This window comes from Mariniflexile gromovii (assembly GCF_017814435.1).
GTDB lineage: Bacteria > Bacteroidota > Bacteroidia > Flavobacteriales > Flavobacteriaceae > Mariniflexile > Mariniflexile gromovii.
On sequence record NZ_JAGJCB010000010.1, the window covers coordinates 105689 to 124532 of the forward strand.

Below are 18844 nucleotides of genomic sequence, written 5' to 3' on the forward strand. Positions count from 1 at the left end.
AATGTCTCAAATTAAAAACTTCATATTTATTGCATTGGTGCTTTTAAGCATGACGGTTTCATCACAAAAAAAAATTAGTAATGATCCCGAATTGCTTCAAAATAGCATCAATTATCATATTTCACAATCGCAAACGGAGTTGGAAAATTTCAACTATTTTAAGGCGCAAAAAAATCTTGATGAAGCTTTAGTTCTAGCCGAACAAATAGAAAACAAAAAAAGTATCGGTGTTATAAATGCTATTAAAGGCAGGCTTCAACTTAGTATAGGTGACACTGACAAGGCTATAAAATCACTTACCAAAGCTATAGATGTTCAACGTCTTATAAACGATAACAAAAACATAGGAAGTTCATACAAAATATTAGGCGATGTTTATGTAGCTAAAAAAGATTACAATCAAGCGCTGGATTATTACCGATCTGCAAAATCAAAATTTGAAGAAGAAGCTTTAAATGCAGAATTAGCAGATGTTCTTTTGTGTGAGGGCAAAACATATTTTAAATTAATAAACTACAAGAAATCAAGAGATATTATAGAGCAAGCTATAGCCTTGGCAAAAAAAGAAGAATTATTAAAAACCCAAAGCGACGCTTTAATTGCTCACGGTTTAGTGCATTCTAAACTAAACAATAATGACAAAGCGCTTACCTATGCTCTTGAAGGTGTTAAGTTGGCAAGCGACAATAAATTTTCAAACATTCTTAATAATGGTTATTTAACTTTAAGCGAAATTTACAACAACATACAGGACTACAAATCGTCAAGAGATTATTTAAACTCGTATGTAAAACTTTCAGATTCTCTAACTAACTTAAAACGTGCTAATTCTTCAAAAGACCAAGAAACGCAGTACCTTTTAAATGAAGCGAATCAAAAAAACACTGAAATGTTTCAAAAATTAGAGAAAGCTGAAGACGATAACAGTTTAAGCACATTAATTTCTATTTTAAGTGTTGCCTTAATTACCATCTTATCTTTACTAACATTATCGCTTTACAAAAACAACAACATTAGGCTAAAAACAAATAATATGCTCCATAAAAAAAACGGAGAACTTATTTTAGCTAAAGAAAAAGCAGAATTAGCCTCAAAAACAAAAGCCAACTTCTTATCTACAGTTACACATGAGTTAAGAACACCGCTATATGCAGTAACAGGATTGAGCAACATGCTACTGGAAGAAAACCCAAAACCTGAACAGATTCAACATTTAAAATCGTTGAAATTTTCGGGCGATTATTTATTGACTTTTATTAACGACATTCTTCAAATTAATAAAATTGAAGCTAATAAAGTTGACATAGAGCCCGAACCGTTCAATTTAAAAAAGAAAATAAACAATATTATTTTAGCTTTAAATAATTCGGCACAAGACAATAATGTAAAGCTTCATTTAGAGTTCGATAAAAATTTACCGGAAAATTTCATTGCAGATCAATTAAAAATTTCTCAAATCCTTATCAATTTAATTGGTAACTCCATCAAATTTACAAAAGATGGTGACATATGGATTCGAATTTATAAAATTGAAGAACAAGGAAAAATTTACACCTTACGTTTTGAAGTTGAAGATAACGGAATAGGTATAAGCCAAGAAAAACAAGATAACATGTTTGAAAGTTTTTCTCAAGGCTCTATACAAATTAACCGAAAATATGGAGGTACCGGTTTGGGGCTTTCCATAGTAAAAGGTTTGATAGATATTTTAAAAGGGAAAATTTATGTGAAAAGTGAGCTTGGTAAAGGAACCACATTCTATTTTGAAATTCCTTTAGAATACACTTCCTTAGAAGAAGCTAAAGAAGTTAAAACAACGTATTTTAGTGGTAATGCTAGCGATTTAGATTTAACAAACGTTAAAACTTTGGTTGTTGAAGACAACAAAATCAACCAAATGATCACCAAAAAGATTTTAACCAAAATGGATCTTAAATGTGATATTGTTGATAACGGTGAAGATGCTGTTGAAATGATAAAAACCAATAATTACGACATTGTTTTGATGGATATCCACATGCCAGGAATTAGCGGTATCGAGGCTACAAAAATTGTGAGATCGTTTGATAAAGAACAAATTATTTTTGCACTTACAGCGGTTACCATTGAAGATAAAATGCACGAGTTTGAAGAAGCTGGTTTTACAGATATTATTCCAAAACCATTTAAACAAGAAGAGTTTGAGAAAAAACTTTATAATGCACTAGCTTCAAAAAAAAATAAACCGGCAACAACTTAAGAAGCTACAAAACCCTTAACAAGCTTATTGATAACCTCGCTATTACTTATAGTTGTTTGAATAGGTAAATAATACAATTTGTCTTTTAAAGTACCATATTGGTTGAGGCGCATAAAGTCCTTTTCGGTAGTTATAATAAGTTCTTTTTTCTCTAAATCTAAAATATCTTGCTGTGTAAACTCATGGTGGTCTTTAAAATTCAAATGCTCAAACCGCAAGCTTTTGGCCTTTAAAAACTCAATTAAAGGATTGGCATTCGCAATGCCCGTTACCAAAGTAAAATTTGTTAGTGTATCTAAACTAATTTCACTTTGTGAAGAAAAAACAGTATTTGAATAATTTATTGAACTAAAGAAAACCTGTTGATGGTTTTTAGGTTCAATTTGCTTCAAAATTTTGCTTTTTTCAATCTCATTTAAATTTTCAGGACATTTAGTAACTATAATAATATGGGCTCGTTTTGCCCCATTTCTAGGTTCGCGCAAGTTACCTGTAGGCAAAACATAATCAGAAAAATACGGATTACTATATGTAGTAAGTAAAATATTCAACCCTGCTTTTACTTTTCTATGTTGAAAAGCATCGTCCAATAAAATAACTTCGGGTGAAGTTCCAAGCTTTATTAATTCATTTATACCGTTAATCCTATCGCTATCTACAGCTACAAGAATATCATTTTTAAATTTGTTATAAAATTGAAATGGTTCATCTCCAATAGATTCTGCACTTGAAAGTTCATTCGCCAACTGAAAGCCTTTTGTTTTTCGTTTGTATCCTCGGCTTAATGTAGCTACTTTATAATCATCCTTCAACAAATGAATTAAATATTCAATCATGGGCGTTTTTCCTGTACCACCAACACTTAAGTTTCCAACACAAATTACAGGAAAATTGAAAGAAGTAGATTTTTTTATACCTAAATCGTATAACTTATTTCGTAAACTGGTTACTGCATAATACACAGGTACAAAAGGGAAAGCTATGTTTCTAATTAATTTCATCGTAACGAAAATAATATTTTATCTTTGATTCAAACAAATTAATTCATGATAGTTCAAGACGTCATTAACCATTTAGAAGAATTAGCGCCTTTAGCCTATGCTGAAGATTTTGATAACGTAGGGCTTTTAGTAGGTGATAAAAATGCCAAAGTAACAGGCATTCTAGTTACCCTAGATACACTTGAAGCTGTTGTAGACGAAGCCATTGCCGAAAAATGCAACCTTATAGTTAGCTTCCACCCTATTATTTTTAAGGGCTTAAAAAAACTTACAGGTAAAAATTATGTGGAACGTGTGGTTATGAAAGCCATAAAACACGATATTGCCATTTACAGCATACATACCGCTTTAGATAATGCCTTACAAGGTGTGAATGATATGATTTGCAATACTTTAGGATTAACCAATAAACGCATCCTCATTCCGCAAAGCGAAACCATAAAAAAACTAACCACCTACGTACCAAAAGACGAAGCAGAACAACTTAGAACTGCCCTATTCAGCTCTGGTGCAGGCACAATTGGCAATTACTCCAATTGCAGTTTTAATGTAGAGGGCTATGGTACATTTAATGGAAACGACACAAGCAACCCAACAAAAGGAAAAAAAGGGATCACACATACCGAAGCTGAAACTAAAATAACCATCACGTTTCCAAAACATTTAGAATATAAAATTCTACAAACATTATTCAAATCACATTCCTATGAAGAAGTAGCGTATGAAGTCACTACTTTAGAGAATAAAAATCAGCAAATTGGCATGGGAATGGTTGGCGAACTAGAAGAATCTATGAGCGAATTGGATTTTTTAAGCTATTTAAAAACAAAAATGGACACTAAATGCATCAGGCATTCTTCACTTTTGAATAAAAAAATTAAAAAAGTTGCTGTTTTAGGAGGCTCAGGAAGTTTTGCCATTGAAGCCGCTAAAAACGCTGATGCTGATGCTTTTATAACTGCAGATTTGAAATATCACGACTTTTTTACGGCCGAAAACAGCATTCTTTTAGCCGATGTTGGACATTATGAAAGTGAGCAGTTCACAAAAAATCTTTTAGTAGCATATCTTACAAAAAAAATCACTAATTTTGCAATCATTTTATCAAAGACAAATACAAATCCTGTTAAGTATTTTTAAAGTATGGCTAAAACTAAAGAATTAACTGTTGAAGAACGTTTAAGAGCGTTATACGATTTACAACTTATAGATTCTCGTATAGACGAAATAAGAAATGTTCGTGGAGAACTTCCATTAGAAGTGCGCGATTTAGAAGATGAAGTTGCTGGACTAAACATCAGATTAGAAAAATTAGTTTCAAGTTTAGAAGTAATCGATAATGATATCGTTTCTAAAAAGAATCAAATTGAAGAATCTAAATCTTTAATTAAAAAATATAGCGAGCAACAAAAAAATGTTCGAAATAACAGAGAATTCAATTCTTTAACTAAGGAAGTTGAATTTCAAGAATTAGAAATTGAATTAGCTGAAAAACACATTAAAGAATTTAAAGCGCAAATAGAACAGAAAAAAGTTGTTATTTCTGAAACTAAAGACCGTTTAAAAGAGCGCGAAAATCATTTAAAGCACAAAAAAAATGAACTGGACGCCATTTTAGCTGAAACTGAAAAAGAAGAACAAGCTTTAATTCAAAAATCTCAAGATTACCAAGAGCAAATTGAAGAACGTTTGGTTGCTGCTTACAACAGAATTCGTAAAAACGTAAAAAATGGTTTAGCGGTTGTGCCAATTGAAAGAGGTGCTTCTGGAGGATCGTTCTTCACCATTCCACCGCAAATTCAAGTAGAAATTGCTGCTCGTAAAAAAGTAATTACCGATGAGCATAGTGGACGTATTTTAGTTGATGCTCAATTAGCTGAAGAACAAAAAGAAAAAATGGAAAAATTATTTGCTAAATTAAGCTAAGCATTTTCCTAATATATAAAACGAAGCCTTCATAAATTTGAAGGCTTTTTTTATTTTAAAATTTTCAGACTTTCGCTTTAAGGTATTTATTTTTAATTCGTCTAATAGAACAAGAAAAACTTTAAAAAATGAAAAATATTGCCCTTACCTTATTTGTAATCGTATTATTCAGTTGCCAAAACAATGCACAAGCAAACAAAAACCAAGAAGCGGTTATTAATGCCAAACCTATTGAAGTCCCAATAAAAAACAGTAAAGCCAAGGCCTATTTTGCCAGTGGCTGTTTTTGGTGCGTTGAAGCCATTTATGAAAGCGTAAAAGGTGTTGATGAAGTAATTAGTGGTTATTCTGGTGGACATACCAAGAACCCAACTTACGATGCAAGTAACACTGGTAGAACAGGACATGCCGAAGCGGTTGAAGTTATTTACGACCCAAAAGTGGTAAGTTTTTCAACATTGGTTGAAGTCTATTTTGGTTCGCAAGACCCAACACAAGTAAACGGACAAGGGAATGACCGAGGTTCGCAATACCGTTCCATTATTTTTTATCAAAATGAAGCGCAAAAGCAAATCATTCTTAAAAAGAAAGAAGCCCTTGCCAAAAAATTAAATGCCAAAATTGCTGCTGAAGTATATCCATTCCAAAAGTTTTGGGTGGCCGAAGATTATCATCAAAACTACGAACGCCTTCACCCAAACAACAGCTATATTCAAAATGTATCCGTTCCAAGGTTAAACCGGTTTAAAGCTAAGTTTCCTGAATTAATAAAAGATAAACATTAAGTTGATTACTTGTTTTATACCTTTACTAAAATATAAATCATGAAAAAACCAATCATTCTGCTTTTCATTTTAACCATTGTTATTGCTTGTAAACAAAAGCAAGAAACCAAAGTTGCTCAAAAAGAACTTTCAATTGCCGAAAAAATAGCTAATGCCCATGGCTTTGAAAACTGGAAACATGTTTCTGAAATAGCTTTTAATTTTAACGAAAAAAGAAGCTGGACATGGCATCCTAAAACGAATGATATTACTTTAATTACTGAAAACGACACCATAAATTATAATAGAAAATCTCTTGATAGCATTTCAGAGAAAGCAGATAAGGCATTTATAAATGACAAGTTTTGGCTATTAATTCCGTTTCAATTGGTTTGGGATAAAGGCACTAGCATTTCTGCACCTGTTAAAGCTGAAGCTCCCACAAGTAAGATGGAAATAAATAAAATCACATTAACATATCCTAATGAAGGAGGTTATACCCCTGGTGATGCTTATGACATCTATTATAATGATGATTACATAATTAAAGAATGGGCTTTTAGAAGAGGCAACAAACCCGAAGCTGGACTTGTAAACACCTTCGAAAACCATCAAGATTTTAACCGTATAAAAATTGCTTTAGATCATAAAAAAGCAGAAGGCGATTGGAATCTTAAGTTTACCAATGTAAAAGTTACGTTGGATTAATTTTATAATTTTTTCATACTTTCAACATCCAAAATCACCACTAAAGACGTATATAATATAAACAATGAATATTCCGCGTTATGCGTCTCTATATATTCAAAGCGCTTTCACTACTAGTTGAAGCGCTTTTTTTTACCCAATAAATTGTTCTTTGGTATGTGTACCGTCACAATAAGGTTTATTGCTCGAAGCACCGCATCTACAAAATGCCGTTGTTTTATTCTTAATTTCTTTTCTGCCATCTTTATGGGTTACATGTAGCGTTCCGTAAACCAATAAGGGGCCGTTTTCCAATACCTCAACCTTGGTTTCCAGCACTTCAGCTGTTTGGTCTTTTTCATTATTCATATAAAAGCTCAAAGCACCCGATGGGCATTTCTTTACAGTTTCTATAATAGCATCTGTTTTTGCGGCATCTATTTTTATCCAAGGCCGTTCCCTAGGCTGAAACACTTGTGGTAAACCTTTGGCACAAATAGCAGAATGAATGCACTTTTCAGCTTCCCAAACTACAGTTGTTTCTCCGTTTGTATATTCTTTTATCTTGCCCATAGCTAAATTATTTTACTAAATATACAAAATTCAGAGCTAAAAATTAAGTCTTATTCGTAACTTCATTTCTAAGTTTAGAATTCTTATTTTTGTTGGAAACCGAAAAAATAATCGCCTTGCTCAACCATAAATTAGGTCTCGAATTTGCTTTAGAGCAAGATAAAAAAGACACTTTATCATCCTACCGAAATCAATTTCACATACCAAAAGACAAAGATGGTAACGATTGTATTTATATGACTGGAAATTCACTCGGGCTCCAACCAAAACAAACCAAGTCCTATGTAAATCAAGAACTGGAAGATTGGGCAAATTTGGGTGTTGAAGGGCATTTTGATGCAAAAAACCCGTGGTTGAACTACCACGAATCTTTAGGAGAACACATGGCAAAAGTGGTGGGCGCAAAACCTATTGAAGTGGTTGTGATGAATACCTTAACGGCCAATCTACATTTTTTAATGGTATCGTTTTACCAACCAACCAAAACACGCTATAAAATTTTAATGGAGGCCGATGCGTTTCCTTCAGATAAATATGCTGTAGAATCGCAATTACGCCATCATGGTTTTGATGATAAAGCAGGATTAATTCTTTGGAAAGCTAGAAAAGGTGAAGAATTAGCCAATTACGACGATTTAGAAGCGATTTTAAAAACTCAAGGAGATGAAATAGCATTAGTTATGATTGGTGCCGTTAACTACTACACTGGGCAGTATTTCGATTTAAAGCGCATCACCCAGTTAGCACATAAACATGGATGCACGGTAGGGTTTGATTGTGCCCACGGTGCTGGAAATGTTGCTCTAAATTTACACGATTCACGAGCCGATTTTGCGGCATGGTGTACCTATAAATACCTCAACTCAGGTCCAGGCAGCATTGCTGGATGCTTTGTTCACGAGCGTCATGCTTACAACAAAAACCTCAACCGATTTACAGGTTGGTGGAGCCATAACAAAGAAACACGATTTAAAATGCGTGATGAATTCGACCAATTACCCGGTGCCGAAGGTTGGCAATTGAGCAATCCTCCTATTTTATCTATGGCTGCCATTAAAGCTTCTTTAGATATTTTTAATGAAGTTGGCATGGATACATTGATTGAAAAATCAAAAAAACTAACAGGCTATTTAGAGTTTCTTTTGAAAGATTTAGGTGAAGACACCATCAAAATCATCACCCCTAGCAATCCTGAAGAACGCGGTTGCCAACTTTCAATAGCAGTAAAAAACGCCGATAAATCATTGCATAATAAATTAACCAAAGCAGGCGTTATTTCCGATTGGCGCGAACCCAATGTTATTCGTTGTGCCCCTGTGCCCTTATACAATTCGTTTCAAGATGTGTATTATTTGGTAGAACGGTTGAAAAGCATTTTAAATGAATAAACAACAAAACATACTCATTATTGGCGCGGGACTTTGCGGTTCACTCTTAGCCTTACGCATGGGGCAACGTGGTTACAAGGTATCTGTTTACGAAAAACGTCCCGATTTACGCCAAGTAAATCTAGATTCTGGGCGTTCCATAAATTTAGCGTTTTCAGATAGAGGCAATAAAGCCATTAAATTGGTTGGCATAGAAGATAAAGTAAAAGCTTTATGCATTCCTATGAATGGCAGAATGCTTCACGATATAGAGGGCAATACCGTTTTTGCACCTTATAGTGGTCGTGAACATGAGCATATCAATTCCATTTCACGCGGGGCATTAAACGCTTTACTTTTAGATGAAGCTGAAAAACACCAAAACGTTTCTATTTATTTCAACAAAAAATGTAAGTCGGTCAACTTTGAAAAAACCACAGCACTTTTTCAAGATTATGAAACCAAAAACGAATTTATAGAAGATGCCGATGTTATCATAGCTACCGATGGCGCTGGTTCCATCATGCGCCAAAGCTATTATTTAGGCAAAAAATTCTTATTCAGTTTTTCGCAAGATTATTTAACGCATGGTTATAAAGAACTAAGCATTTTTCCAACCGAAAATGGCGATTACAAAACCTACAAAAATGCATTACATATTTGGGGAAGAGATTCATTTATGCTTATTGCACTCCCAAATTTAGATGGCAGTTTCACGGTCACGCTTTTTTTAAGTTATGATGATGGTGCATACAATTTCAACAACCTAACTACCAAAGAACGTGTTATTGAATTCTTTAGAAAATATTTTAAAGATGCTTTGGAATTGATGCCAAATGTGGTAGACGATTTTTTCAAAAACCCAACATCACCACTTGGCACTGTAAAATGTTCGCCTTGGCATTATAAAGGAAACACGCTTTTAATGGGTGATGCTGCCCATGCCATTGTACCGTTTTATGGGCAAGGTATGAATGCGTCTTTTGAAGATGTTGTGGAATTTGACAAAGTTTTAGATACTTACAAAGGCGATTGGGAAACCGTTTTTAAAACCTACGAAGCATCACGAAAAAAAGATACCGATGCCATTGCAGATTTGGCCATAGATAATTTTCATGAAATGAAAGGTCATGTAAACAACGCTATTTTTAGGGAAAAACGCAATTTAGAAATGGCTTTGGAAAAACAATTTCCAAATGATTATTCATCAAAATATTCTTTAGTAACTTTTAATGAAGCTATTGGATACCAAGAAGCCATGTTACGAGGCAGGGCTCAAGACAAAGCCATTTTAAACATGCTTAACGATGGTACTTTAAATTTAAAAGACGATTTAAAAATCATCCTAGAAAAAGTAAAAAAAGAAACTGAAGCTATTCTTGAAGATGATAGAATTGCTGGGTTGAAATAAAGCTATGAAACTATTTGCTAAATGTTCAAAATGTAAACATGAAATAAGCTTCAGTTCTAATCATAAAACTAGGGTTGAATTTGCCATGTACGAAGGAAAGATAAAAACTTTAATTTGTGATATTTGCGGTAATAAAAATAGTTTTAAGGTAAATGACATTTTTGCAAAAGAATCTAAACTTGCATTTATTATTGCAGGAATAGTATTTTTAATTGGCACTCCAATTTTAATATATTACCTCCCTATTTTCATACTTAAATATGGTGGTTTATATACAAGCCTAGGGGCTGGTGGTCTTTTGCTAATTCCTGGTTTTATATATTCCAACATTTTAAAAGAGGATAGAATAAGAGTAAACACTTTTAATAGAGGATGGACATAAGATTAATTAACATATTATGAACTTAAACCTAAAAAACAAAAACGCCTTGGTGTGCGGAAGCACACAAGGCATTGGAAAAGCAACCGCCATAGCCTTGGCTAACGAAGGTGTGAACGTTACTTTGGTTGCCCGAAACCGAGATAAACTAAAGCAGGTTTTAGCTGAATTACCAAACAGCGAAAACCACCATTTTATTGTAGCCGATTTTACAAACCCAAAAGATTTACGGGAAAAAATAATCAAGTTTATAGATGAAAACCAAGGATTTCATATTCTTGTAAACAATACAGGCGGCCCCAGAAGTGGCGATATTGTAAACGCTAGTTTAGATGAATTTGACCATGCGTTTACCATGCACTTAAAGTGCAACCACGTATTGGCACAAGCAACCGTTCCGTTTATGAAAGAAGCTGGTTTTGGCAGAATTATTAATGTAATTTCTACATCGGTAAAAGAACCTATTCCTGGGCTTGGTGTTAGCAACACCATTAGAGGCGCCGTTGGCAATTGGAGTAAAACTTTATCGGTGGAATTGGGGGCTTTTGGTATTACCGTAAACAACGTGCTACCTGGTTTTACCGATACCGAACGTTTGGCTGAAATTATTAAGATTAAAGCCAACCACGAGGGCACAACTATTGAAAAAATGACTGAAATAATGAAAAATTACAGTCCTGCAAAACGTTTTGCTCAGCCAGAAGAAACTGCCAACGTTATTACATTTTTGGCTAGTGAAGCCGCTAGTTATGTAAACGGAATTAACGTTCCTGTTGATGGTGGTCGCACAAAAAGTTTGTAACTTTATACTAATTCTGCGTGAGGGATTGTAGCGGTATCCTTTTTTGCCATTAAAAGCAAAAAAGATATAGCGAAACATTTACGTTCATGAATTCATTAGTTTAAAATAATAAAGCATGAATAAAAGCCCGACCCGATAGGGGCACGCCCTAAAAATTACATGTATGAGCAAATTAGTTTCTCCTTTAAATTTTAAAGCTTGGATTGAAGAAAACCGGCATCTTTTAAAACCGCCTGTTGGCAATAAAGTGGTTTGGGAAGATGGTGAATTTATTGTAATGGTAGTTGGCGGACCCAATAACAGAAAGGATTACCATTATAACGAAACGCCCGAGTTTTTCTATCAGGTTGAAGGCAATATGATATTGAAAATTATGGATGGAAATACGCCAAAGGACATCCATATTAACGAAGGTGATATCTATTTGTTGCCCGCAAAAGTGCCACATTCACCACAACGTGTTGCCAATACCGTTGGTTTGGTTATTGAGTATCCGCGCTCAAAAAAGATGAAAGATGCTTTGGAATGGTACTGCGAAAAATGCAATAATTTACTGTATAGAAAGAAGTTTAAATTAGGGAATATTGAAACCGATATGCCTAAAATTTTTGATAAATTTTATGGCGATGAAGAAAAACGTACCTGCACAAAATGCACGTATGTGATGGATCAGCCTAAGAAAATTTAAATCTGTTTTATGACACGTAAACTTCGTATTAACGGGCATTCGCATTTGCTTCCTTATCCTGAGGAAATACCCGACTATATGCGAGAAAAAGGGATTTTTTGGGTTGATAAAGACCGGAAATTCATGCTTCAAAAAGATTGGAGCCGACCTGTAACCCATTCAAGTTTCTTTCTAGATGAAAAATTGGAATGGATGGAACGCTTCCATATAGACCATGCAGTGGTTTTAAACCTATCGCAACTTTATGGCAATGGGCTGCGTGTGGAAGAAATGAAACAAGCATTGCGTTTTCAGAATGATTTTAATGCACGTATTCAACATGATAACCCGAGTAAATTTACCTGTGGCTTTGTGGTGCATCCGGGTTTTGTAAAAGGTGCCTGTTGGGAAATTGAACGCTGTGTTGAAACTCACGGCATGCAACTACTCTGTTTACCAACACATTACATGGACACCATTGGAACGTGGCGTTGCATTTTTGATGAAGAAAACGAGCCTATTTTTGAATTGGCTAACAAATATAATTTGGCTGTTGAAATTCACCCATATGATGGTGAGAAGTTTATAAAATTAGAAAATACCTCGTGGCGCTTTCACTTAATTTGGATGTTAGCGCAATGTGCTGATGCCTATCACTTTTTAACTTTGAATGGTTACCAAGAAAAGTACCCAAACATGCGAACTTGTTTTGCGCATGGCGGACAGTTGGCACAAATAAATTTAGGTAGACGTATTCAAGGTTTTGATGGCAGACCCGATTTATTTGAAGGCAAACACCACCCCAGAAAAGCGGTTGGGCATAAAAATATTTTCTTTGATACGCTGGTACACGATACGGGTGGACTTCAATTATTAATTAAAAACCATGGCTCTAAACAAGTGTTGATGGGATTGGACGACCCTTACCCATTAGGTGAAATGGAAAGCACCAAACAATCGTCATATCCAGGAAAAATATTAGATTTGGCCATGGAACAAAACCTTATTACCGAAGTAGAACGCGATGCTATTTGGCAAGACAATGTGGTACAATGGCTTTGTGGCGATGATGAATTGGCGAAACAAAAGTTGATTAATAGAATTTTAGGTTAAACCTGCATCCATTCTTTAATTTTATCCGAATAACTTCGACCAGAGGTTACACTCGACAATCCTTTATTCTTCAGCTTAAAAATAAATCGACTGTTAAAATATTTCTGAACTTCTTCAACGTAATTTGTATTAACTATAAATGCCCGATGCACTCTTAAAAAATAATTGGGCAATTGCATTTCCAACTGTGTTAATGATTTTTCTGTCAAAAAAACAGCTGAATTTGTAACGATATTCACGTATTTATCATTGGCTTCCAAACAAGTGATGTCTTCTAATTTTATAAAAATTAATTTGTCTTCTTTTTTAACGGTAATCGACGTCATGGGTTTTAGTTTTTTTTGAGCCGATAATTCCTGAACAACTTTTAAAATATCTTGCGATGTATCTTTTTTGTTGAATAGTTTCATTTTAGCAATGGTTTTCTCCAAACGCTCCAAACGGACAGGTTTCACTAAATAATCAACACTATTAGTTTCAAAAGCTTTTAAAGCATATTCATCGTGCGCTGTACAAAACACAATAAGTGGGATGTTTTCCAAAGCTTCAATTAATTCGAAACCATTGAGTAGAGGCATTTCAATGTCTAAAAAAATAAGATCTGGGTTTAATTCGTTAATCTGCTGTAAAGCTGCTGCTCCGTTTTTAGAAAAGCCAATAATATTAATATATTCAGAAAAGTTTAAAAGCAGGCTTTCTAAACGTGTTCTTGCTAAAGGTTCATCGTCTATAATTAAAGTTGAATACCGTTTTTGCATGTTAAAATTTTGTTTTAATGGTAATCGTTATTTGTTTCACTGGTTCATTAACTATGTTTATTGATGCATTATCGGCATAACTAAATTTAAGCAAATCGTAAACCGTTTGCAAACCATGCCCACTAACAAAACCATCTGGAAATTGAGGACCATTATCAGTCACAATTATATCAATCCCTTCTTTATTCTTACTAATCTTTAATTGAATCTCTCCTGCGCCTTCTATTTTTGATATGCCATGCTTAACAGCATTTTCTATTAATGGTTGAATAAGAAACATGGGGATTTCAATATCATTAAGACTTTCATCTACTTGAACCTTATAACTTAAACGGTCTCCAAAACGAATCTGTTCAACCTCCAAATAGGTTTTTACCATCTCTACCTCATCGCTTATGGCATTTTTCTTTTTTCCCTTTCGGTTTATGGTATATTTAAACAAATCGGAAAGTGATAGTGCCATTTTTTCTGTTTTAGAAGCATCGGTTTGTGCTAAACTAGCAATAGAATTTAAAGCATTATATAAAAAATGAGGGTTAATTTGAGATTGCAACAACTTAACTTCTGCTTGAGCATTTAAGGCTTTTAATTGGCTTAACTCGATGTCTTTTTGTTTTATAAGGTTTTCTGAAAAATGATCTAAATATATAAATATACCTCTTACAATGGAAAATAGAAAAGCAAAAGCTAGGAACGTATTTAATCTAAAAAACCAGTCGACAAATTTATTTTCTGCAATAAAAATGATAAAAATAGGCACTAAAACCGCTATTAGAGTAAAACAAATTTTAAAAACAAATTCTTTAGTGAAATTCCAATTAAACTTATTAATATATCTATCATAAAACATTAAACAAAACGCTAAAACAGCACCTATTAAAATATATGATAAACAGGTTAAATAATAAGTCCTAAATTGAAAGTGATTTCCTGTTGTAATTAAATAGCTATGAATAAATGAGGCATAATAAAAACATATGAACGCAACAACCACTGGAAAAAAATAACTCAAATAAAGGAATTTATAAGTTCTTTTATATAGAATATTGAAACCTAGAAACAACATAATAAAAACAGAAAAAGACGCTATCCAATTTGCTAATATTTTCTGCTTCTCTTTATTTATAAAATTACCTGCAAAGCGCCATGGATATGTACTATACATATAGTCTTTATATTCTTTAACCAAAGTTGGAGAATACAATTTTTGTAACAAAAATTTATCATAATCGGTAAAATCTAAATGCCAAGATGTAGCTTCGTTGCGGTTCAACATGGCTCCTTTTATATCAAATTTGCCATTTATTCTTTCTTTAAAAAGGCTTGCACATGAAATCATTCTAACTAAATAGAATCTAATAATGTCTTGTCTTTCTTCTACAGTTTGAGATTTATGAAATTTGAAAGTAATTTTAGAACCACTGAATCCAGAAGGTCTATCTTTATTCATAGGGCTAAAAAATATTCCATTTGGTTTAACAGCTTTTAAAAAACGTTTATCTTCCAAACTATAAGCATCTTGTAACGAATCAACTTCTGTTATATATATGGAAATAGAAACAGCCCATAAATCAGAATATTCATAACCTTTTATTTTTTCATTTCTATGAAGGTTAGGATTTACCTTCGGAATCCCTGTGAAATTTCTAAAATAATTAATCTCCTTATTGGGAATTAATGTTCTTAATTCATCAAAATTATTTTCTAAAGCTACACTGTCCAACTTACTGGCATTAATTAACTCAACTAATATGGGACCTGAATATTTATTAACTTTTTCAGTTTCTCCATCAAAAACACGCTCCTTAACATATTCCCATTTATCATCTTTGGGTAAGTTTGGATAATAGTTATACCTATTTTGACTTTTACTTGAACCAGATATTACAATAATAGGAATTGCAGCAAGAATGAGACAGAACAACACAATTTTCTTCATAACAGTAAATTTAAGTATTTAAAACACAAATAAACTTTATAGATTTTGTATTTAAAATAAATTTCTGACGAACTGCAAATACACATTCCAAAATACATGAAAACTTAAATTTCATTAAAAAGAAGACAGATATTACAATGAATAAATAAAATGTAATACTTTCGAGTTTTAATTTTAAGGCACTTTTATTATGCACTTTTTACCCGAAGAATTAGACGATTATGTAGTGGCCCATTCTGAAGCAGAACCAGAATTGTTGCAACAACTTACCCGAGAAACTTACCAAAAGATATTGCAACCTATTATGCTAAGTGGTCCCTACCAAGGACGTGTACTGAGCATGATTTCCAAACTAAAACAGCCTAAAACCATTTTGGAATTAGGCACTTTTACAGGATACGCTACCTTGTGTTTAGCCGAAGGTTTACAAAAAAATGGAGAAATACACACCATTGATATTAATGAGGAATTGGAAGATTTTCAACGGAAATATTTTGACAGATCGAAATATGGTCATCAAATTTTCCAGCATTTGGGCGATGCTTTAGACATTATTCCGAAGTTGGATAAAACCTTCGATTTAATTTTTATTGATGCTGATAAGCCTAACTACGTTAATTATTTCCATTTAATTATTGACAAACTAAACCCTGGCGGCATTATCCTTTCGGACAATGTGCTTTGGCACGGTAAGGTGGTAGAACCTTTAGACCCTAAAGATGCTTCTACCAAAGCGGTTTTAGATTACAACACGCTTTTAAAAGAAGATCCTAGAATTGAAACGGTTTTATTGCCTATTAGAGATGGGTTGACTATTAGCAGGAAACACATCATCTAGTTTAGGAAACCTTCACAAGATTACTACTTGGTTTAAACCTATTTTTACTGCCTTGAATATGAGCATTAATAACCTGGAAAAATTCAAAATTATCAAATGGTTTTGTAATGATTCCGTTATAGCCAATAACGCTTAAATTCTTTTTAACTTCATCAATATCGGCAGCAGTTAAAGCAATAATTGGAATTTCAATATTTGTTTTTCTAATTTCTTTAGTAGCTTCATTACCATCCATTACCGGCATATTAATATCCATTAATATCAGATCATATGTGCTTTTACTTACCGCTTCCAGACATTCGCGTCCATTTTCTACAACATCACATTCAAAACCTGCCTTTTTCAGTAAGTTTTTTGTTACAATTTGATTGATTTTATTATCCTCAACTATAAGAATTTTGTAACCTGTGTTTAAAGCAACAATTTTTCCAGTTTTCTTTACTGTTGGTGCTACTTCTACATCTTTATCAATATCCAAATTAAGAACAAAACTAAACGTAGATCCTTTTCCAACTTCACTTTTTAGTTCAATTTTACTATTGAACAACCCTAATAAGCTTTTAACTATGGAAAGTCCTAAACCTGTTCCCTGATAATTAACGTTTTGATTTTCGGTTATCTGCGAAAAATTATCAAAGATAGCTTCTTGTTGGTCTTCAGGAATTCCAGAACCGTTATCTTCTACTTCAAATTTAATACTTGCCATATTATCATCAACATTATTCAATATAACACGTATCCAAATTTTACCGTTACTCGTAAATTTTACACTATTTCCAACTAAATTAATTAAGATTTGAGATAACCTAACATTGTCGCATAATAAGGCATTCGGAATATTATCATCAATTAATATATGGATTTGATTATTGCCTTCTTTCAAACGGTATTCAAAAGTACCAACAATCCCATTTATCATGTCATTTAAATTTACCGAAACATTCTTTAAAGCAACATTTTTAGATTCAATTTTACCAATCTGTAAAATATCATTAACAAGATTTAATAAATAATCTCCAGAATACTTTAAAGACTCTAACATTTTATGGTCTGTTTCAGAAAGATTATTGTTCTCAAGCATTAATGAAGTCAATCCTACAACTCCGTAAAGTGGTGTTCTTAATTCGTGCGTTACATTTGAAACGAAATCTGTTTTTAACTTCGCCGATTTTTCTGCTTGATTTTTTGCAACTATCAACAAATCGTTTCGTTCTTTTAAAATCATGCTCAAACGTTTCTTAGAGCGGTAATTTTTCACTAAAATAAAAACCAAAACTAGCAATATAATGGTAGCTATACTTATAATGATGCTTACTATCTTAATTTTATTTGATACTTTTTGCTGAAGAATTCTTTCTTTATTTGCTGTTTGAGCAATATTTTCATATTCGGCTATAAAAAATTTAGATTTAGCATTTTTTTCTTCCCTAATTTTTTCGTCATTAATAAGTTTATCTTTAAAACTATTATGCTTTAATAAAACTTGATAAGCTTCATCATTTTTACCCAAGCTAGCAAGTGAAATTGACAACTCTTTATAGATTTCGCTATGTAGTAAATTGGTTTTAAAATCGCTGCTTATATTGTTTAAATGATTTATAGCTTGGTTGAATTTTTTATTTGCTATATGAAAAGATTCTATTTTTTTATAATACAATCCGTAAGTATAATTTAAACTTGCCTTAGAATATGAACTGTTAATTAAATTTTTTTCAGCTTCCAACAAATTCATATATGCCTGGTCAGGTAGATTTTTATCTATATAAATCTCGCTAAGCTTCAACCTAATGTCAAATAAAAGATTCTGTTTTTTATCTATATTATGCTCATCTGTAACATTACTGCTCAAAGCATAATTTAAGGCATTATTATAATATGAAATAAACTCATCAAACGGTTTAGTGTTTCTATAAATTTCACCTAAACTTAAGTAAGAATTGGCTATTAAGTAATTGTCGTTTATTTTAATAGCTTTTTTAAGCATTATTAAATAACACTTTTCTGCTTCTTTGGGAAGGCCCATATAACTATATATATTACCCAGTATAGCATTAGCTTGGGCACTACCATAATCATCATGGATAGAGTCTGATAACTTAGCGTTTTCCAGAAGATAATTGAAGGATTTGGTGATGTCATTACTTTTATAATGACTTGAAGCAAGTGAATTAATACTGTCAATGTAATTTATTACTTTTCTTTCACCTTGACCGTAAGACAAAGAAAGAACAACAATAAATACAAAACCGGTTAGCAGGTTAGTTTTCATCATTTCAATGTTTTAAGATTTGGAGGGAAGTCCGAAATTAAAACATTGTAGGAATAAAACTAAATAAAAACGTTATAATCCTTTTATTACTCGATAAATTAATTGTTGTGG

General features: G+C 32.8%; 17 protein-coding genes. 12 read left to right on the plus strand and 5 right to left on the minus strand.

All coding sequences use genetic code 11. The features are described from left to right. Position 1 precedes the first annotated feature (1 nt). Positions 2-2239, plus strand: coding sequence for an ATP-binding protein (locus tag J8H85_RS11505; RefSeq protein ID WP_209655342.1), 2238 nt, complete (start codon positions 2-4; stop codon positions 2237-2239). Here the strand turns inward: J8H85_RS11505 and lpxK are convergent. Further along, positions 2236-3240 carry a tetraacyldisaccharide 4'-kinase gene (gene lpxK, locus J8H85_RS11510; protein WP_209655343.1) on the minus strand — a complete coding sequence of 335 codons (1005 nt, stop codon included), beginning with the start codon at positions 3238-3240 and terminating at the stop codon, positions 2236-2238. The two genes, J8H85_RS11505 and lpxK, sit on opposite strands and share 4 nt — an antisense overlap. A gap of 45 nt (positions 3241-3285) precedes the next feature. Between lpxK and J8H85_RS11515 the strand changes: the two genes are divergently transcribed. The 4 genes from J8H85_RS11515 (at position 3286) to J8H85_RS11530 (ending at position 6638) form a co-directional block, all read left to right on the plus strand. Then, complete coding sequence (locus tag J8H85_RS11515; RefSeq protein WP_209655344.1) at positions 3286-4380, plus strand: Nif3-like dinuclear metal center hexameric protein; 1095 nt, start codon at positions 3286-3288, stop codon at positions 4378-4380. A 3-nt stretch (positions 4381-4383) separates the two neighbouring features. Continuing rightward, positions 4384-5166: a zinc ribbon domain-containing protein gene (locus J8H85_RS11520; RefSeq protein ID WP_209655345.1), complete on the plus strand. Its 783-nt coding sequence runs from the start codon at positions 4384-4386 to the stop codon at positions 5164-5166. Positions 5167-5294: 128 nt separating this feature from the next. Next, a complete protein-coding gene (gene msrA / locus J8H85_RS11525; RefSeq protein ID WP_209655346.1) occupies positions 5295-5951 on the plus strand; it encodes a peptide-methionine (S)-S-oxide reductase MsrA in 657 nt (218 codons plus the stop codon). A gap of 39 nt (positions 5952-5990) precedes the next feature. Then, a complete protein-coding gene (locus tag J8H85_RS11530; protein WP_209655347.1) occupies positions 5991-6638 on the plus strand; it encodes a hypothetical protein in 648 nt (215 codons plus the stop codon). Positions 6639-6770: 132 nt separating this feature from the next. On the opposite strand, the gene J8H85_RS11535 is transcribed toward J8H85_RS11530, so the two are convergent. After that, positions 6771-7190, minus strand: a complete 420-nt coding sequence (locus J8H85_RS11535) for a (4Fe-4S)-binding protein (protein ID WP_209655348.1) — start codon at positions 7188-7190, stop codon at positions 6771-6773. A gap of 116 nt (positions 7191-7306) precedes the next feature. Here J8H85_RS11535 and kynU point away from each other — a divergent pair, with 116 nt between their 5' ends. The 6 genes from kynU (at position 7307) to J8H85_RS11565 (ending at position 12929) form a co-directional block, all read left to right on the plus strand. Further along, the gene (gene kynU, locus J8H85_RS11540) at positions 7307-8578 is read left to right on the plus strand and encodes a kynureninase (protein WP_209655349.1); all 1272 of its coding nucleotides are present in this window, start codon (positions 7307-7309) and stop codon (positions 8576-8578) included. Then, the gene (locus J8H85_RS11545; protein ID WP_209655350.1) at positions 8571-9968 is read left to right on the plus strand and encodes an FAD-dependent oxidoreductase; all 1398 of its coding nucleotides are present in this window, start codon (positions 8571-8573) and stop codon (positions 9966-9968) included. The genes kynU and J8H85_RS11545 overlap by 8 nt, the downstream gene beginning before the upstream one ends. Positions 9969-9972: 4 nt before the next feature. After that, positions 9973-10350: a hypothetical protein gene (locus J8H85_RS11550; RefSeq protein WP_209655351.1), complete on the plus strand. Its 378-nt coding sequence runs from the start codon at positions 9973-9975 to the stop codon at positions 10348-10350. Positions 10351-10366: 16 nt separating this feature from the next. Further along, entirely contained in the window at positions 10367-11149 is a 783-nt protein-coding gene (locus tag J8H85_RS11555; RefSeq protein WP_209655352.1) for an SDR family oxidoreductase, read from the plus strand. 163 nt (positions 11150-11312) lie between these two features. After that, positions 11313-11837 (plus strand): 3-hydroxyanthranilate 3,4-dioxygenase, encoded by a 525-nt coding sequence (locus J8H85_RS11560; protein WP_209655353.1) that lies wholly within the window; start codon positions 11313-11315, stop codon positions 11835-11837. Between the two features lie 9 nt (positions 11838-11846). Further along, entirely contained in the window at positions 11847-12929 is a 1083-nt protein-coding gene (locus tag J8H85_RS11565) for an amidohydrolase family protein (protein WP_209655354.1), read from the plus strand. On the opposite strand, the gene J8H85_RS11570 is transcribed toward J8H85_RS11565, so the two are convergent. Next, a complete protein-coding gene (locus J8H85_RS11570; protein WP_209655355.1) occupies positions 12926-13687 on the minus strand; it encodes a LytR/AlgR family response regulator transcription factor in 762 nt (253 codons plus the stop codon). The genes J8H85_RS11565 and J8H85_RS11570 overlap by 4 nt on opposite strands. 1 nt (position 13688) lies before the next feature. After that, positions 13689-15626, minus strand: a complete 1938-nt coding sequence (locus J8H85_RS11575; protein ID WP_209655356.1) for a sensor histidine kinase — start codon at positions 15624-15626, stop codon at positions 13689-13691. Between the two features lie 190 nt (positions 15627-15816). Here J8H85_RS11575 and J8H85_RS11580 point away from each other — a divergent pair, with 190 nt between their 5' ends. Beyond that, positions 15817-16464: an O-methyltransferase gene (locus J8H85_RS11580; RefSeq protein WP_209655357.1), complete on the plus strand. Its 648-nt coding sequence runs from the start codon at positions 15817-15819 to the stop codon at positions 16462-16464. Between the two features lies 1 nt (position 16465). On the opposite strand, the gene J8H85_RS11585 is transcribed toward J8H85_RS11580, so the two are convergent. After that, complete coding sequence (locus J8H85_RS11585; RefSeq protein ID WP_209655358.1) at positions 16466-18736, minus strand: response regulator; 2271 nt, start codon at positions 18734-18736, stop codon at positions 16466-16468. Between the last annotated feature and the right edge of the window lie 108 nt (positions 18737-18844).

Coding starts and splice junctions, on each gene's coding strand:
- msrA (WP_209655346.1), top strand. CDS start 5,295: ATGAAAAATATTGCCCTTACCTTATTTGTAATCGTATTATTCAGTTGC.
- J8H85_RS11505 (WP_209655342.1), top strand. CDS start 2: ATGTCTCAAATTAAAAACTTCATATTTATTGCATTGGTGCTTTTAAGC.
- J8H85_RS11580 (WP_209655357.1), top strand. CDS start 15,817: ATGCACTTTTTACCCGAAGAATTAGACGATTATGTAGTGGCCCATTCT.
- J8H85_RS11520 (WP_209655345.1), top strand. CDS start 4,384: ATGGCTAAAACTAAAGAATTAACTGTTGAAGAACGTTTAAGAGCGTTA.
- J8H85_RS11575 (WP_209655356.1), bottom strand. CDS start 15,626: ATGAAGAAAATTGTGTTGTTCTGTCTCATTCTTGCTGCAATTCCTATT.
- J8H85_RS11570 (WP_209655355.1), bottom strand. CDS start 13,687: ATGCAAAAACGGTATTCAACTTTAATTATAGACGATGAACCTTTAGCA.
- J8H85_RS11565 (WP_209655354.1), top strand. CDS start 11,847: ATGACACGTAAACTTCGTATTAACGGGCATTCGCATTTGCTTCCTTAT.
- J8H85_RS11585 (WP_209655358.1), bottom strand. CDS start 18,736: ATGATGAAAACTAACCTGCTAACCGGTTTTGTATTTATTGTTGTTCTT.
- J8H85_RS11535 (WP_209655348.1), bottom strand. CDS start 7,190: ATGGGCAAGATAAAAGAATATACAAACGGAGAAACAACTGTAGTTTGG.
- lpxK (WP_209655343.1), bottom strand. CDS start 3,240: ATGAAATTAATTAGAAACATAGCTTTCCCTTTTGTACCTGTGTATTAT.
- J8H85_RS11530 (WP_209655347.1), top strand. CDS start 5,991: ATGAAAAAACCAATCATTCTGCTTTTCATTTTAACCATTGTTATTGCT.
- J8H85_RS11555 (WP_209655352.1), top strand. CDS start 10,367: ATGAACTTAAACCTAAAAAACAAAAACGCCTTGGTGTGCGGAAGCACA.
- J8H85_RS11550 (WP_209655351.1), top strand. CDS start 9,973: ATGAAACTATTTGCTAAATGTTCAAAATGTAAACATGAAATAAGCTTC.
- J8H85_RS11515 (WP_209655344.1), top strand. CDS start 3,286: ATGATAGTTCAAGACGTCATTAACCATTTAGAAGAATTAGCGCCTTTA.
- J8H85_RS11545 (WP_209655350.1), top strand. CDS start 8,571: ATGAATAAACAACAAAACATACTCATTATTGGCGCGGGACTTTGCGGT.
- J8H85_RS11560 (WP_209655353.1), top strand. CDS start 11,313: ATGAGCAAATTAGTTTCTCCTTTAAATTTTAAAGCTTGGATTGAAGAA.